General features: G+C 70.2%; 17 protein-coding genes. 6 read left to right on the plus strand and 11 right to left on the minus strand.

Annotated features, from left to right (window positions below; all coding sequences use genetic code 11):
• The coding region (locus tag AB0J66_RS13400) for an APC family permease (RefSeq protein ID WP_364659486.1) at positions 1 to 1228 on the minus strand (1228 nt) is incomplete at its 3' end.
• Between the two features lie 65 nt (positions 1229 to 1293).
• Between AB0J66_RS13400 and AB0J66_RS13405 the strand changes: the two genes are divergently transcribed.
• The gene (locus tag AB0J66_RS13405) at positions 1294 to 1968 is read left to right on the plus strand and encodes a TrkA family potassium uptake protein (protein WP_364659488.1); all 675 of its coding nucleotides are present in this window, start codon (positions 1294 to 1296) and stop codon (positions 1966 to 1968) included.
• A complete protein-coding gene (locus AB0J66_RS13410) occupies positions 1965 to 2648 on the plus strand; it encodes a TrkA family potassium uptake protein (protein ID WP_364660225.1) in 684 nt (227 codons plus the stop codon). Before AB0J66_RS13405 ends, AB0J66_RS13410 begins: the two co-directional genes overlap by 4 nt.
• Here the strand turns inward: AB0J66_RS13410 and AB0J66_RS13415 are convergent.
• Genes AB0J66_RS13415 through dut form a run of 4 tightly spaced genes read right to left on the minus strand, consistent with a single transcriptional unit; the run spans position 2641 to position 4979 of the window.
• Positions 2641 to 3402 (minus strand): DUF3159 domain-containing protein, encoded by a 762-nt coding sequence (locus AB0J66_RS13415; RefSeq protein WP_364659490.1) that lies wholly within the window; start codon positions 3400 to 3402, stop codon positions 2641 to 2643. The two genes, AB0J66_RS13410 and AB0J66_RS13415, sit on opposite strands and share 8 nt — an antisense overlap.
• The gene (locus AB0J66_RS13420) at positions 3399 to 3779 is read right to left on the minus strand and encodes an OB-fold nucleic acid binding domain-containing protein (RefSeq protein ID WP_364659492.1); all 381 of its coding nucleotides are present in this window, start codon (positions 3777 to 3779) and stop codon (positions 3399 to 3401) included. The genes AB0J66_RS13415 and AB0J66_RS13420 overlap by 4 nt, the downstream gene beginning before the upstream one ends.
• Positions 3780 to 3820: 41 nt before the next feature.
• Positions 3821 to 4510 (minus strand): DUF3710 domain-containing protein, encoded by a 690-nt coding sequence (locus AB0J66_RS13425; RefSeq protein ID WP_364659494.1) that lies wholly within the window; start codon positions 4508 to 4510, stop codon positions 3821 to 3823.
• Positions 4497 to 4979 carry a dUTP diphosphatase gene (gene dut, locus AB0J66_RS13430; protein ID WP_364659496.1) on the minus strand — a complete coding sequence of 161 codons (483 nt, stop codon included), beginning with the start codon at positions 4977 to 4979 and terminating at the stop codon, positions 4497 to 4499. The genes AB0J66_RS13425 and dut overlap by 14 nt, the downstream gene beginning before the upstream one ends.
• A gap of 90 nt (positions 4980 to 5069) precedes the next feature.
• Here dut and AB0J66_RS13435 point away from each other — a divergent pair, with 90 nt between their 5' ends.
• Positions 5070 to 5552, plus strand: coding sequence for a DUF3093 domain-containing protein (locus AB0J66_RS13435; RefSeq protein WP_364659498.1), 483 nt, complete (start codon positions 5070 to 5072; stop codon positions 5550 to 5552).
• On the opposite strand, the gene AB0J66_RS13440 is transcribed toward AB0J66_RS13435, so the two are convergent.
• Entirely contained in the window at positions 5549 to 6409 is an 861-nt protein-coding gene (locus AB0J66_RS13440; protein ID WP_364659500.1) for a hypothetical protein, read from the minus strand. The two genes, AB0J66_RS13435 and AB0J66_RS13440, sit on opposite strands and share 4 nt — an antisense overlap.
• Before the next feature lie 93 nt (positions 6410 to 6502).
• Positions 6503 to 6799 carry a DUF4193 domain-containing protein gene (locus AB0J66_RS13445; RefSeq protein ID WP_097322121.1) on the minus strand — a complete coding sequence of 99 codons (297 nt, stop codon included), beginning with the start codon at positions 6797 to 6799 and terminating at the stop codon, positions 6503 to 6505.
• A gap of 352 nt (positions 6800 to 7151) precedes the next feature.
• Here AB0J66_RS13445 and AB0J66_RS13450 point away from each other — a divergent pair, with 352 nt between their 5' ends.
• Positions 7152 to 7688 carry a LytR C-terminal domain-containing protein gene (locus AB0J66_RS13450; RefSeq protein WP_364659502.1) on the plus strand — a complete coding sequence of 179 codons (537 nt, stop codon included), beginning with the start codon at positions 7152 to 7154 and terminating at the stop codon, positions 7686 to 7688.
• Between the two features lie 4 nt (positions 7689 to 7692).
• Here the strand turns inward: AB0J66_RS13450 and AB0J66_RS13455 are convergent, their stop codons facing one another.
• Positions 7693 to 8508 (minus strand): inositol monophosphatase family protein, encoded by an 816-nt coding sequence (locus tag AB0J66_RS13455; protein ID WP_364659504.1) that lies wholly within the window; start codon positions 8506 to 8508, stop codon positions 7693 to 7695.
• Positions 8509 to 8762: 254 nt separating this feature from the next.
• Between AB0J66_RS13455 and AB0J66_RS13460 the strand changes: the two genes are divergently transcribed.
• Complete coding sequence (locus AB0J66_RS13460) at positions 8763 to 10313, plus strand: RNA polymerase sigma factor (protein ID WP_364659506.1); 1551 nt, start codon at positions 8763 to 8765, stop codon at positions 10311 to 10313.
• Positions 10314 to 10555: 242 nt separating this feature from the next.
• A complete protein-coding gene (locus AB0J66_RS13465) occupies positions 10556 to 10795 on the plus strand; it encodes a hypothetical protein (protein ID WP_364659508.1) in 240 nt (79 codons plus the stop codon).
• A gap of 104 nt (positions 10796 to 10899) precedes the next feature.
• On the opposite strand, the gene AB0J66_RS13470 is transcribed toward AB0J66_RS13465, so the two are convergent.
• The 3 genes from AB0J66_RS13470 to AB0J66_RS13480 are packed head-to-tail and all read right to left on the minus strand — an operon-like array spanning position 10900 to position 13434.
• Positions 10900 to 11163 carry a helix-turn-helix transcriptional regulator gene (locus AB0J66_RS13470; protein WP_364659510.1) on the minus strand — a complete coding sequence of 88 codons (264 nt, stop codon included), beginning with the start codon at positions 11161 to 11163 and terminating at the stop codon, positions 10900 to 10902.
• On the minus strand, positions 11163 to 11648 hold the full coding sequence (locus AB0J66_RS13475) for a hypothetical protein (protein WP_364659512.1): 486 nt from the start codon (positions 11646 to 11648) through the stop codon (positions 11163 to 11165). The genes AB0J66_RS13470 and AB0J66_RS13475 overlap by 1 nt, the downstream gene beginning before the upstream one ends.
• Before the next feature lie 55 nt (positions 11649 to 11703).
• Complete coding sequence (locus AB0J66_RS13480) at positions 11704 to 13434, minus strand: DEAD/DEAH box helicase (protein WP_364659514.1); 1731 nt, start codon at positions 13432 to 13434, stop codon at positions 11704 to 11706.
• Positions 13435 to 13502: the final 68 nt, after the last annotated feature.

Here is a 13502-nt window from a genome sequence, read left to right on the forward strand (position 1 = left end):
GCGTGAACGAGACGAAGACGCCGACGATGTAGAGCTGGATGAGCCGGGTCACCTCGGCCTGGAACGCCACCACCAGCACCATGGCGGCGATGGCGAGGAACACGATGCCGTTGGAGAAGGCCAGCCGGTCGCCCCGGGTGTGGAACTGGCGGGGCAGGTAGCGGTCCTGGGCCAGGATCGAGCCGAGCACCGGGAAGCCGTTGAAGGCGGTGTTGGCCGCCAGGAACAGGATCAGGGCGGTGACCGCGCCGACGATGTAGAGCAGGAAGCCGGAGCCGAAGACCGTCTCGGCCAGCTGGGTGGTGACCGTCTTCTGCACGTAACCGTCGGGGGCCGAGACGATCTGCGCGGCCGGGTCCTCGACGAACTGCAGGTTGGTGGCCCGGGCCAGCAGCACGATGCCGACCAGCATGACGATCGCGAGACCGCCGAGCAGCATCAGCGTGGTCGCGGCGTTCTTGCTCTTCGGCGGCTTGAAGGCGGGCACACCGTTGGAGATGGCCTCGACCCCGGTCAGGGCCGCGCAGCCGGAGGAGAACGTCCGAAGGAGCAGATAGGCGAAGGCGAAGCTGCTGAGATGGTCCTCCTCGGCGTGGATGGTCAGGCCGGCGCTGGGCGCCTGCAGGTCCTGGCCGAGGATGAAGACCCGGAAGACCCCGGTGAGGATCATGCCGATGATCACGACGATGAAGGCGTACGTCGGGATGGCGAACGCGGTGCCGGACTCGCGCAGCCCCCGCAGGTTGAGCGCGGTGAGGATGGCGATGGCGCCGATCGCGAAGGCGACCTTGTGCTCGGCCACGTACGGCACGACGGAGCCGAGGTTGCTGACCCCGGAGGCGGTCGACACGGCCACGGTGAGGATGTAGTCGACCAGCAGGGCGCTGCCCACACCAAGACCCGCCCGCGGGCCCAGGTTGACCGTGGCCACCTCGTAGTCGCCGCCGCCGGAGGGGTAGGCGTGCACGTTCTGCCGGTAGCTGGCGACCACGGTCACCATCACGACCGCGACGGCCAGAGTGATCCAGGGCGAGATGTAGAAGGCGCCCGCCCCGGCGATCGAGAGCGTCAGCAGGATCTCGTCGGGGGCGTAGGCCACGCTGGAGAGCGCGTCGCTGGCGAACACGGGCAGCGCGATCCGCTTCGGCAGCAGCGTGTGCTGCAGCTTGTCGGATCGGAACGGCCGGCCCAGGAGCAGCCGTTTCGCTAAGGAGGTCGTACTCGCCACGAGTGCCAAGAGTACGTACCCCGCCCCGCCGCCCGCCTGCGGGAGGCGCATGCGACCCTCATCGCATGCACGTGGTCATCATGGGATGCGGGCGGCTCGGCTCGACGCTGGCCCAGAACCTCGAAGCCCGCGGTCACTCGGTGGCGGTGATCGATCAGAACTCGGACGCGTTCCGCCGCCTCGGGGCCGACTTCGGCGGGGTCACGGTGACCGGCATCGGCTTCGACCGCGACGTGATGCGCGAGGCCGGCATCGAGCGGGCCGACGCCTTCGCGGCCGTCTCCAGCGGCGACAACTCCAACATCATCTCGGCCCGGCTGGCCCGCGAGACCTTCGGTGTGACGCGGGTCGTCGCCCGCATCTACGACGCGCGACGGGCCCAGGTGTACGAGCGCCTGGGCATCCCGACCGTGGCCACGATCCGCTGGGCGGCCGACCGGATGATGCGCCACCTGGTCCCCGAGGGCACGGTCGAGGTGTTCCGCGACCCGACCAGCGTGGTCTCGATCGTCGAGACGCCGCTGCACCGCGACTGGGTCGGCCGCACGCTGCGCGCGCTCGAGGAGCGCACCGGCGCCCGGGTGGCGTACCTGATGCGCTTCGGCATGGGCACCCTGGGCACGCCGTCGACCGTGCTGCAGGACGGCGACCAGGTCTTCATGCTGGTCACCGACGAGACCGTGGCCACGGTGCTGGACATCGCCTCCGGCGCCGGCAAGGCCGACAAGGAAGGACGCTGACCATGCGGATCGCCATCGCGGGGGCCGGCAACGTCGGCCGGTCGATCGCGCAGGAGCTGATCGGCAACGGCCACCGGGTCATGCTGATCGAGCGCCAGCCCCGGCAGCTGCGCCCCGAGCGGGTGCCCGAGGCCGACTGGGTGCTGGCCGACGCGTGCGAGCTGAGCAGCCTCGAGGAGGCCGACGTGGCCTCGTGCGACGTCGTGGTCGCGGCCACCGGGGACGACAAGGCCAACCTGGTCGTGTCGCTGCTGGCCAAGACCGAGTTCGCGGTGCCGCGGGTGGTGGCCCGGGTCAACCGGGCCGAAAACGAGTGGCTCTTCAACGAGCAGTGGGGCGTCGACGTCGCGGTGAGCAAACCGCGCCTGATGGCCGCGCTGGTCGAGGAGGCGGTGACCGTCGGCGACCTGGTCCGGCTGATGACCTTCCGCCAGGGCGAGGCCAACCTGGTCGAGATCACGCTGCCGCGCGACGCGCCGTACGAGGGTCAGCCGGTGCGCGACGTGCCGCTGCCGCGCGACTCGGCCCTGGTGGCCATCCTGCGCGGCAAGCGGGTGATGGTGCCGACCGGCGACGACCCGCTGGAGGCGGGCGACGAGCTGATCTTCGTCTGCACCACCGAGGTGGAGGACCAGATCCGCGCGGTCGTGCTCGGGACCGAGGGTCGCGGGCTCAGCTAGCCTTCTCCGCGCTCGTCACGCGGTGGATGGCCCAGGCCGAGAAGGCGAATGTCGCTGCATAAATCGGCCAGCTGATAAGAATCCGGACAATTCCCAGGGCGTTCGCTTCGCCCTGGGCCCACAAGTAGTACTGAATGCCGGCCCGGATGCAGAGCGACACGACCCAGACCAGCGTGAGCCACTGGAACGTCCGGAAAAGCTGGGAATTGCCGAACCAGTTCTGCTGACCCTTGTTGGCCATGATGCCCCACGCGTAGCCGATCAGCGGCTTGCGCACGACCACCGACAGCAGCAGCACCGCCGCCTGCCCGAAGGTGAGCAGGATGCCGGGCAGGTAGAAGTTCTCCGCCTTGCCGGTGCGGTAGGCCAGGAACGCGCCGATCGCGATGCCGAACAGCCCGTTGACCGCGTGCCGCACCGGCTCCTTGCGGATCAGGCGGTACGCCCCGATGCCCAGCGCCGACAGCACGGCCCCGGCGATCGCCCAGTAGAGCGCCGTGCGCTTCTCGAGACCGACGACGGCGTCACCCAGGACGACGTTGAGGATCACGAAGGCGAAGACCGGCAGGCTCGACTCGATGAGACCGCGCACGCCGCCGAGCTGCTCGGCGATCTGCTCGCTCATCGACGGCAGGGGCTCGTCCTCCGGCTCCTGCTTCACCGGGTGGAGGTCGAGCTCCTCGACGACCTCCTCGGCGAGCCGTTCCTCCACGCTTTCGCTCGCGGCGTGACGCGGCTCGCTGCCGGGTGTCACCGGGGCGCCTCCAGCTCGTAGTACGGGTTGTAGATCACCTTGCGGTCGTCGCGGATCGCGACGCGCCCGCGGGCGGTGAGCTGGCGGCCCGGCTCGATGCCCGCGATCGACCGCCGGCCGAGGAAGACCAGGGTGACCACGTCGCTGCCGTCCCAGAGCTCGGCCTCGAGCGTGGGCAGGTTGGTGCGAGGAGTGTACGCCACCGTGCGCAACCGGCCGTTCACCGAGACGACCTGGCCCCGGGTGCACTGGCCGGCCGGCATGGCGCCGCACTTGGCCACCTCGCGCTGCAGGTCCCGCGCGTCGAGTTCCGAGTCGGTGGCCGTCAGCCGGTCGAAGAACCGGCGCAGGCCGGTACGTTCGTCGGTAGTGCTCATAGCTCCCACGGTACGCCCCTGGTGATCCCTGTCACGAGCCCCTATTGCGGCTGATGGCCGTTCGCCTGAGCCGCCTGCGCCTGTTCTTCCTGGGCTTGGGCGGCCTGGTCGGTCATCTCCTTGGGCAGCTGCAACGGCAGGGCCTCGCGCACCGGCCGGGCCTCCTGGTCGCGGACGACCACCAGACCGGTCAGCACCTCGCCCAGCTTGCCCTCGCGGGACGGGTCGGCCGCGGCCGCGCCCTGGTAAAGCGCCCGGACCATCCAGCGGGGCCCGTCCACGCCGACGAACCGGACGTCGGCCGGGCCCTCGGGGGTGTTGACCCGGGCCGCCAGCTCGACGCCGTAGGGCCCGGCGATCTCGCGGGGGGAGACGCCGTCGGAGGCCATCGCCTGGGCGATCTCCTCGCGGACCTCGTCCCAGATGCCCTCGGAACGCGGCGCCGCGAACACGCCGAGCTGCAGGGCGCTCTCGCCGTCGACCAGCACGATCTGCTCGACCGCGCCGTCCGGGTTGGCCTGCACCCGCACCTCGACGCCGTCGACGGCCGGGATCAGCAGGCTGCCCAGGTCGAGGCGCTGCACCCCCTCGGGCGCGTGCTTGGCATCCCACGGCCCGCGCTCGGGGGCCGGGGCTTCGTCATCGGCGGCGAGGCTCTGGGCGAGCGCCTCCGAGGGCGGCGCGTCGGTGGCACGCACGTGCTTGGGGCCGCCGCGCTTACGGGAGAACATCACTGACACCTTCCGTCTGCAAACCTGAGTGCCCACCGGTCGAGCCGTGCCCGCCGGCACCGCGGGCGGTGTCGTCGAGCTCGTCGACCACGTGGAACGCGGCCCGCTCGACCCGCTGGACGACCAGCTGGGCGATCCGGTCGCCGCGAGAGATCTTGACCGGTACGGACCGGTCGTGGTTGACCAGAATCACCAGAATTTCGCCGCGGTAACCGGCGTCGACCGTACCGGGCGCGTTGAGGACCGTGACACCGAGGCGCGCGGCGAGCCCGGAGCGGGGGTGGACCAGGCCCACGTAGCCGTCCGGGATGGCCACCGCGATGCCGGTGCGGATCGCCTGCCGGGCGCCCGGGGCGAGCTCGGCGTCCTCGGCGGCGACCAGGTCGGCCCCGGCGTCACCGGGATGCGCGTAGGCCGGCAGCGGCAGATCGGGGTCGATCCGGCGGATCCGGATGACTACATCGGTCAAGGCAGAGTTCCTAACTCATGCGGCGGCAAGCGGCACCCACCCTGCCATCCTGCCGTGCCCGGTCGCGGAGGCGCGCCGTACCCTTCCAGGGTGACACCGGAGTCTCCCGCCCGCACCACCGCACCCACCAGTTACCGAGAGCGGCTAACGCTCCGGTGGTGGATGTGGCCGGTCGGGCTGCTGGTCGTGGTCATCCTCGGTGTCGAGATCACGATCGGGTTCGCCGAGCTGCCGATCTGGCTCCCGTTCGCGGTGCTGACCCCGCTCACCGTCGCCCTTCTGATCTGGATCGGGCGGATCAAGGTCGAGGTCACCGGTGGCGAGCTGCGGGTCGACGACGCCCGGCTGCCGGTCGAGTTCATCGCCGACGTGGTCGCGCTCGACAACGAGGGCAAGCGTGAAGCGCTGGGCGTGGGCGCCCACCCCCTGGCCTTCGTGATCCAGCGCCCGTGGATCGGCCCGGCCGTGCAGATCCTGCTGAACGACCCGGACGATCCCACGCCGTACTGGGTGATCAGCACGCGGCGGCCGGTGGAGCTGGCCACGGTGCTGCTCGCCGCCCGCGACGCCTAAGCCGCGTCGATCACCTTCCGGGTCTGCTTCTGCAGGTCCTTCTGCACGTGCTCGCCGAGGTTCTTGGTCGCCCGGCGGTTGAGGTAGCCCGCGACGGCCGCTCCGGTGAGGAACGGGCCGTACATGGTCAGGTGCCGGCCGAACCGCTTGAGCAGGCCCTGCTGCAGGTCCCGGCGGGCGGCCGTGCCGAGCACGGTGGCGACCCCGACGCCGGGCACGAGCGGGTTGACCCCGCGCTGATCGGTCCACGACTGCACGAGCGAGACGGCCTTCTGCCCGAACGTGCCGGGAATCGGCCGCCCGTACACCTCGTGCAGCTCGCCGATCAGTTTCATCTCGATCGCCACCACGGCGACCGTCTCGGCCGCCAGCAGCACCGGCGCCGAGAGCAGGGTCGGGGTGACGACCCACTCGACCGCCGCGACGCCGCCCCCGGCCGCCCCCACGCTGGCCGTCGTGCGCTGGGCGTTGCGGATCAGGCGGTCGGCCAGGTCGTCGTCGCTCAGGCCCGGGAAGTGCCGCCGCAGCGTCGCCTGATCGCGCACGGGAACGTGCGGGGCGACGTCGGCGACCACGTCCGCCATCCAGCGGACCGCGGCCTTGGGCCGGAAGACCTGGCCCAGCCCGCGCCGCCGCACGTCGCCGACGAGCCGGCCGAGGAGTTGCCTCCGCCCCTCGGGCTCGAGATCGTCGGCGGTCAGTGCGGCGACAGTCTTGCTCAGTTCGACATCGGCGGCCGTCTGCGCCGGCGCCTCCGCGGGATCGTTGGCTATGTCCTTCGCTACGTCCGGAACGGACTGCTCGGAGCTCATCGTCGTCCTCCCGTCGTCGGCCGAGGCGGCTGATGTCATCGTCATGCCCGGTGTCGACCCCCCGTCAAACCGGGCAACGACCTCGATCCCGACCGCTTCCGTGCGGCCGGGTGTGACGCGCTGCGCGCGAGTGCCCGGTCAGGCACACTCGCGGCAGATCAGTTCCCCGTTGCGCTCCGTCGCCAGCTGGCTGCGGTGGTGCACGAGGAAGCAGCGGGCACAGCGGAACTCGTCGGTCTGCATCGGCAGCACCTTGACGGTGAGCTCCTCGTCGGCAAGGTCGGCACCGGGAAGCTCGAAGCTCTCCGCCACCTCGACCTCGTCGACGTCCACTGCGCCCGACTGCGAGTCGGCGCGGCGGGACTTCAGCTCCTCGAGGCTGTCCTCGCCGAGGTCGACCTCATCGCGACGCGGGGCGTCGTAGTCGGTGGCCATCGGTTTTCACTCTCCTGTATCGATGTGTCACTTGGCGTTAGTAACGTCAAGGACGTTGTTTCGGTTCCCGGTTCCGCCGGACGATTTCTGACACTGCCCCCAACACTTGAATCTGCCCCGGCGAGCGCGGAACCTTACCTCTGCTGCGGCAAAGTTGTACGCGCACGGGCACGCCATTGTTCCCGATGTGACCGAGGCGACATCAAGGTAGGGGTACAAGCGTCTCGATCATCGTCGGCGCGCCGGAAGTATTCCCTGTTTCCGCATGCCTGGCGCGCAGACGCTAACCTTCCGACAGGTCCCGCTCCTACCCCGGCGGGCGCGACACCCCCGGATCTCTGGAGCCAGCCCCATGAGTTTTGCGCGCGTACGAGCGCTCGTCGTCGTCGGCGTCCTCGCCGTGGCCGCGGTCGTCTTCGTCATCGTGGCGCTCGTCCAGGACTCCCAAGGGGGAGCCACGAGCGGGGCCGGCTGTCCCGACGGAGCGCCGATGGTCGACGTGCGGCTGCCCGACGACCCGGCCGAGGTCATCGTCAAGGTGTTCAACGGCACCAGCACCACCGGGCTGGCCGACAGCGTGACCACCGAGTTCAAGAACAGGCGCTTCACCACCCAGAAGCCGGCCGAGAACAAGTCGAAGTTCAAGGGCGTGGCCGAGATCCGGTTCGGGCCGGAGACGGTGGGCAAGGCGCAGCTGCTGCGGGCCTACTTTCTGGCCCAGTCGAAGATGTCGTACAACCCCAAGCGCAAGGGCAACGTCATCGACATCGTGATCGGCAACGAGTTCCGCCAGCTCGCCACCACCACCGAGGTCAACCAGTCCCTGGTCGAGGTGGGCGAGCCGACGGTGCCGCCGGGCGGCTGCCTCAAGAAGTCCGACGACTCCTGATTTCTCAAATTCCGCCGGCCGCGTCCAGCTCCACCAGCGCATCGTGCAGATGCTGGAAGATCGCTGGTGGGGCGGCCACGACCATGTCGAGACCGGGCGGCGCACCCTCGAGACCGGCCACGATCGCGCCGGCCTCCTGGGCGATCAGGCCGCCCGCGGCGTGGTCCCACGGGTTGAGCCCCTTCTCGTAGTACGCGTCGAGAGTGCCCTCGGCGACCGCGCACAGATCGAGGGCCGCCGCGCCGAACCGGCGGATGTCACGCACACGGGTGATCAACTCGGCCAGCACGCGCCCCTGATGCGCCCGGCGCCGGGCGTCGTAACCGAAGCCCGTGCCGACCAGCGACTGGCTCAGCTCGGCCGGTCCCGTAACTTTCAGGTGTCGATCTCCGCGGTGGGCGCCGCCGCCCTTGGTCGCGGTCCACTCGTCCCCGGTGGCCGCGTTGATCACCACGCCCGCCACCACCTCGCCGCCGATCTCGGCCGCGAGCGAGACCGCGTACTGCGGCAGCCCGTACAGGTAGTTCACCGTGCCGTCGATCGGGTCGAGAATCCACCGCACGGCGCTGTCGCCGGCCGCGTCGCCGTACTCCTCGCCGAGCACCCCGTCGCCCGGCCGGAGCTCCCGTAAAGCGTCGATGACCTGGCGTTCCACCGCCTTGTCGGCCGCCGTCACCACGTCCGTGGCGGTGCTCTTGGTCTCCACGTCCGAGATCGCCTCGACCCGCAGCCGCCGCGCCGTGGCCGCCGCGTCCCGCGCCAGACCCACCGCGATCTCCAGCAGTTCGCCGGGTGTCGATGTCGACCGAAACTCGCTCACGTTTTCGCCCTTTCCGCCGATACCATTCTCAGGCCGGGTGCTTCCGGCGAGGTCGGCGGCCCCCGGCGGCGTGCTGCAACGGGAGGATCTCGCAGGACGGCGCTACAATTCACCCCTGCCACCGCTTCACGGACACCAAGACCATCGAGGTTCCGCGTCCCGGGGGTCCCCACACCAACACCGGCCAGCCTCTTCGCCGTGCGCTGTGCTGGGCTCATGGCCTGCTCAACCTCATCGCCTCCGGAAGGTCTTTCGTGACAGAAGCCCACCAGAACGGTGCCGACGTTCGCTCTCTCACCGAGGCCCTGATCGCTCATGCCCAGGGCGCGAGCGGGCAAATCACGTCGGCCGAGGTCGCGCGCACGCTCGAGTCCGCCGCGGTGAATCCGGCTCAGGCCAAGAAGATCCTGCGCGGGCTCGTCGACGCGGGCGTCACCGTGGTCGTCGACGGCTCGGCCAGCACCCGTCGCAAGGTCACCGCGGCCCGCGCCGCCACTCCGGCCTCCAAGGCCACCACCGCCAAGGCCGCCCCCGCCCGCAAGGCGCCGGCCCCGGCCCCCAAGCAGGCCGCCGCGGCCGCCCCGGCCTCGGCCGACGGTGGCGCCGCGCCCGCCAAGAAGGCCGTCGCCAAGAAGGCGGCCGCCAAGGCTGTTCCCGCCAAGAAGGCCACCCCCGGCAAGCCCGGCGAGGAGGGTCCGGCCGAGGGCGACATCGATCCCGAGGAGCTCGCCGCCGAGATCGAGGACGTCGTCGTCGAGGAGCCGGCCGCCATGGTCGCCGCCGCCGCCTCCGACGCCGCCAGCTCGGCCACCGACGGCGACTTCGAGTGGGACGACGAGGAGTCCGAGGCGCTCAAGCAGGCGCGTCGCGACGCCGAGCTCACCGCCTCGGCCGACTCCGTCCGCGCCTACCTCAAGCAGATCGGCAAGGTCCCCCTGCTCAACGCCGAGCAGGAGGTCGAGCTGGCCAAGCGGATCGAGGCCGGCCTCTACGCGGCCGAGCGCCTGCGCGCCTGCGACGAGGGCGAGGAGAAGCTCGAGCGCAACATGGAGCGCGACCTCCGCTGGATCGGCCGCGACGGCGAGCGGGCCAAGAACCACCTGCTCGAGGCCAACCTCCGGCTCGTGGTCTCGCTGGCCAAGCGCTACACCGGCCGCGGCATGGCTTTCCTGGATCTCATCCAGGAGGGCAACCTGGGCCTGATCCGGGCGGTCGAGAAGTTCGACTACACCAAGGGCTACAAGTTCTCGACGTACGCCACGTGGTGGATCCGCCAGGCCATCACCCGCGCCATGGCCGACCAGGCCCGCACCATCCGCATCCCGGTGCACATGGTCGAGGTCATCAACAAGCTCGGCCGCATCCAGCGTGAGCTGCTCCAGGACCTGGGCCGCGAGCCCACCCCGGAGGAGCTGGCCAAGGAAATGGACATCACGCCCGAGAAGGTGCTGGAGATCCAGCAGTACGCGCGTGAGCCCATCTCGCTCGACCAGACCATCGGCGACGAGGGCGACAGCCAGCTCGGCGACTTCATCGAGGACTCCGAGGCGGTCGTCGCGGTCGACGCGGTCTCGTTCTCCCTGCTGCAGGACCAGCTCCAGCAGGTGCTGCAGACGCTCTCCGAGCGCGAGGCGGGTGTCGTGCGGCTGCGCTTCGGCCTGACCGACGGCCAGCCGCGCACGCTCGACGAGATCGGCCAGGTCTACGGGGTCACCCGTGAGCGTATTCGTCAGATCGAGTCGAAGACGATGTCGAAGTTGCGACACCCGTCCCGCTCGCAGGTTCTCCGTGACTACCTGGACTAGAGGCTAAAAGTCAACAATGCGTGCCTGTTTGGTCACCACCTGTACATCAACGGGTGGTGATCAGACCGTTGTGTCGAAGTGATCGTTGACGTGGCACCCTTGGATCACGGCACACTTAGCCCAGCACGTGTGACCTCGGTCCCCCCGGGGCACAGTGGGAAGGCCGCAACGGTGCAGGGTGTTGCACGATGTGAGCAGTAGCCGAGGAACGTGTTCATCGGTTCGATCAGAGGAGGAAGGCGATGACCCCGACTCTCACGCCGCCGGCGGATAGTTTGGCCGGCACCGCAGCCGATGAACGGTGCGACCGCTGCAATGCAGCCGGAAAGCTCCGTTTGACATTGGCGGGTGGCAGTGAGCTGGTGTTCTGCGGACACCACGCCAACCGGTACGCCGAGGACCTGGTGAAGATCGCAGTGCAGTACGCGGCCGATCCGGAGTTCACGTGGCGCGGCGCCCACATGATGTCTAACTCCAACTAAAGATCCGATCCCCCCGAACGGACTTTGACAAGGGGCGCCCACGGTGTGGGGCGCCCCTTCGCATGCCCGCTTCCCGCCCTGAGGGTGCCCTGGAGCGGTTCGGGTCACGTCGGGGTAGGCGTGGGCGCCTCCTCGTCCCAGAGGCGCTCCACGGACGTGCTGAGGGCCTTGGCGACCTTCAGGGCGAGGTAGACCGAGGGTGCGTAGTCGCCCGTCTCCATCGCGATGATGGTCTGGCGGCTCACCTGCACGGCCGCCGAGAGACCCTGCTGGGTCAGGCCGGCCTGTCTGCGCGCGGCCCGGATGCGCAGGCCCGCCGTGCCGCCCGCCGCCTCCGGGGCCCGGACCGGGCCGGGCGGAGGCGCCATCAGTCTTCGTCCACGGTCGAGGCCGCTTCCAGACGGCGCTTGCGACGGGTCTGAAGGACCTGGGCGATCAGGCCGCCGATGGCGCCGATGACGCCGCCGAACACGGCGCCCTTCCACGTGGCGCCGTCGGGGTCGTAGACGTAGAGCGTGCCCATCAGGAACACCGCGAACGGCGAGCCGCCGGCGATCGTCAGGAAGACCCGCTTCGCGGTCCAGGAGCGCGGCGTGGTGTCGACCCGGCGCCGGCGCACGTAAACCGTGCTGAGCACCATCGGGACGTAGAGCAGGACCAGGACGATCGCGAGCGGCAGAACGGCCGGCGGGCCCAGCGGCCACACCATGATCGCCGCCGCCCACGGGATGAGCAGCCACTGCAGCGAGGCGGCGGTGGCGATGCCCTCATACCACCGGTAGCGCTCACGCTCGTCGCCGTAGAGATCGCCGTCGAGATCAAGATTCCAGTGCACGACCCTGTCGAGAAGCATGCGTCCATTCTCGTGTTAAGTCCTCTTGACGTCAAGAGGACTTAACACGAGGGCCTCAGAGGGTCTGGATCGTGGCGATCCGCTCCTCGAGCTGCTCGATCGTGGCCTGCGCGCTGGGCGGCCCGCCGCACAGCCGCCGCAGCTCGGCGTGGATCTTGCCGTGTGGCAGGTTGGTGCGGTGGTGGTGCGCCGCCACCAGCGTGTTCAGCTGCCGCCGGAGGCTGTTGCGCCGCTCCCCCGCGGTCATCGCCGGGGGCGCCTCCCGCTGGGCCGGCACCGGCTCGGCGGGCTTCTGCTTCTCGACCCGCTGCCGGGCCGCGAGCTGCTCCGACTGCCGCTTGTTGAGCAGCATCGACACCTCGTCCGGGGTCAGCAGACCGGGCAGCCCCAGGTAGTCGGCCTCCTCGGCCGTGCCGGTCTGTGCGCCCATGCCGAACGACGCGCCGTCGTAGATGACCTGGTCCAGCTCGGCCGTGGCGCCCAGCGCCTCGAACTGCTTCTCCAGCTCGCCCTCGGCGTTCTCCTCGCGCTGGGCCCGCTCGAGCAGGTCGTCGTCGAGGCCGTCCTTCTCCTTACGGGCGCCGAGGATGTGGTCACGCTGGGCCTCCATCTCGCTGGCCAGCCCGAGCAGGTGGGGCACGCTGGGCAGGAAGACGGTGGCCGTCTCGCCGGGGCGCCGGGCCCGCACGAAGCGGCCGATGGCCTGGGCGAAGTAGAGCGGCGTGGAGGCGCTCGTGGCGTACACCCCGACCGCGAGGCGCGGGATGTCGACGCCCTCGGAAACCATCCGGACCGCGACCAGCCAGCGCTGCTCGGAGGCGGCGAACGAGGCGATCCGGCCCGAGGCGCCCTCGTCGTCGGAGAGCACGACCGTGGCCTGCTCGCCGCTGATCTCGCCGATCAGCTTGGCGTAGGCCCGGGCCGTCTGCTGGTCGCTGGCGATGATCAGACCGCCGGCGTCGGCCATGCCGTGCTCGCGCAGCTTGGTCAGGCGGGCGTCGGCCGCCCGCAGCACCTGCGGCATCCAGTCACCGCGGTGGTCGAGGGCCGTGCGCCAGGCCTGGGCGATCAGGTCCTTGGTCATCGGCTCGCCGAGACGGGCCGCGAGCTCGTCGCCCGCGTTGGTGCGCCAGCGGGTCTCGCCCGAGTACGCCATGAACAGCACCGGCCGCACGACCCGGTCCTTCAGGGCGTCCGAGTAGCCGTAGACCGAGTCGGCCCGGGACCGCTGGAGGCCGTCCTCGCCCCGCTCGTACTGCACGAACGGGATCGGGTTCTCGTCCGAGCGGAACGGGGTGCCGGTGAGCATCAGGCGGCGCTCGGCGGGCTCGAAGGCCGACTTGACGCCGTCGCCCCAGCTGCGCGAGTCGCCGGCGTGGTGGATCTCGTCCAGGATGACCAGGGTGCGCCGGGTCATGGTGCGTCGCCGGTGGACCGCGGGGGCCATGCCGACCTGGGCGTAGGTCAGCACCGCGCCGTGGAAGTCGGCCGAGGAGTGGATCTCGGAGTTGCGGAACTGGTGGTCGAGCTGGATACCGACCCGGGCCGCGGCGGTCGCCCACTGCACCTTCAGGTGCTCGGTCGGGCAGACCACGGTGACCGCCTCGACGGTGCCGTCGGCCAGCAGCTCGGCCGCGATCCGCAGGGCGAAGGTGGTCTTGCCGGCGCCCGGCGTGGCCACCGCCATGAAGTCGTCGCTGCGGCGGCGCAGGTAGGTCACCAGGGCCTTGCGCTGCCAGTCACGCAGGTCGGGGAAGGTCTCCAGTTTCGGCAGTGGCGGGCTCAAAGCTCGAACGGTCCCCTCTTACAAACAACGAACCCCCGGTCACGAGAGCCGGAGGCGGCAACCAGCAT

Source organism: Actinoplanes sp. NPDC049598 (assembly GCF_040675435.1).
Classification (GTDB): domain Bacteria; phylum Actinomycetota; class Actinomycetes; order Mycobacteriales; family Micromonosporaceae; genus Actinoplanes.

What these genes read in the sequence shown, in the direction of transcription:
- AB0J66_RS13405 (WP_364659488.1), top strand. Translation starts at nt 1,294, where the DNA reads ATGCACGTGGTCATCATGGGATGCGGGCGGCTCGGCTCGACGCTGGCC.
- AB0J66_RS13420 (WP_364659492.1), bottom strand. Translation starts at nt 3,779, where the DNA reads ATGAGCACTACCGACGAACGTACCGGCCTGCGCCGGTTCTTCGACCGG.
- AB0J66_RS13425 (WP_364659494.1), bottom strand. Translation starts at nt 4,510, where the DNA reads ATGTTCTCCCGTAAGCGCGGCGGCCCCAAGCACGTGCGTGCCACCGAC.
- AB0J66_RS13440 (WP_364659500.1), bottom strand. Translation starts at nt 6,409, where the DNA reads ATGACGATGACATCAGCCGCCTCGGCCGACGACGGGAGGACGACGATG.
- AB0J66_RS13445 (WP_097322121.1), bottom strand. Translation starts at nt 6,799, where the DNA reads ATGGCCACCGACTACGACGCCCCGCGTCGCGATGAGGTCGACCTCGGC.
- AB0J66_RS13450 (WP_364659502.1), top strand. Translation starts at nt 7,152, where the DNA reads ATGAGTTTTGCGCGCGTACGAGCGCTCGTCGTCGTCGGCGTCCTCGCC.
- AB0J66_RS13465 (WP_364659508.1), top strand. Translation starts at nt 10,556, where the DNA reads ATGACCCCGACTCTCACGCCGCCGGCGGATAGTTTGGCCGGCACCGCA.
- AB0J66_RS13470 (WP_364659510.1), bottom strand. Translation starts at nt 11,163, where the DNA reads ATGGCGCCTCCGCCCGGCCCGGTCCGGGCCCCGGAGGCGGCGGGCGGC.
- AB0J66_RS13475 (WP_364659512.1), bottom strand. Translation starts at nt 11,648, where the DNA reads ATGCTTCTCGACAGGGTCGTGCACTGGAATCTTGATCTCGACGGCGAT.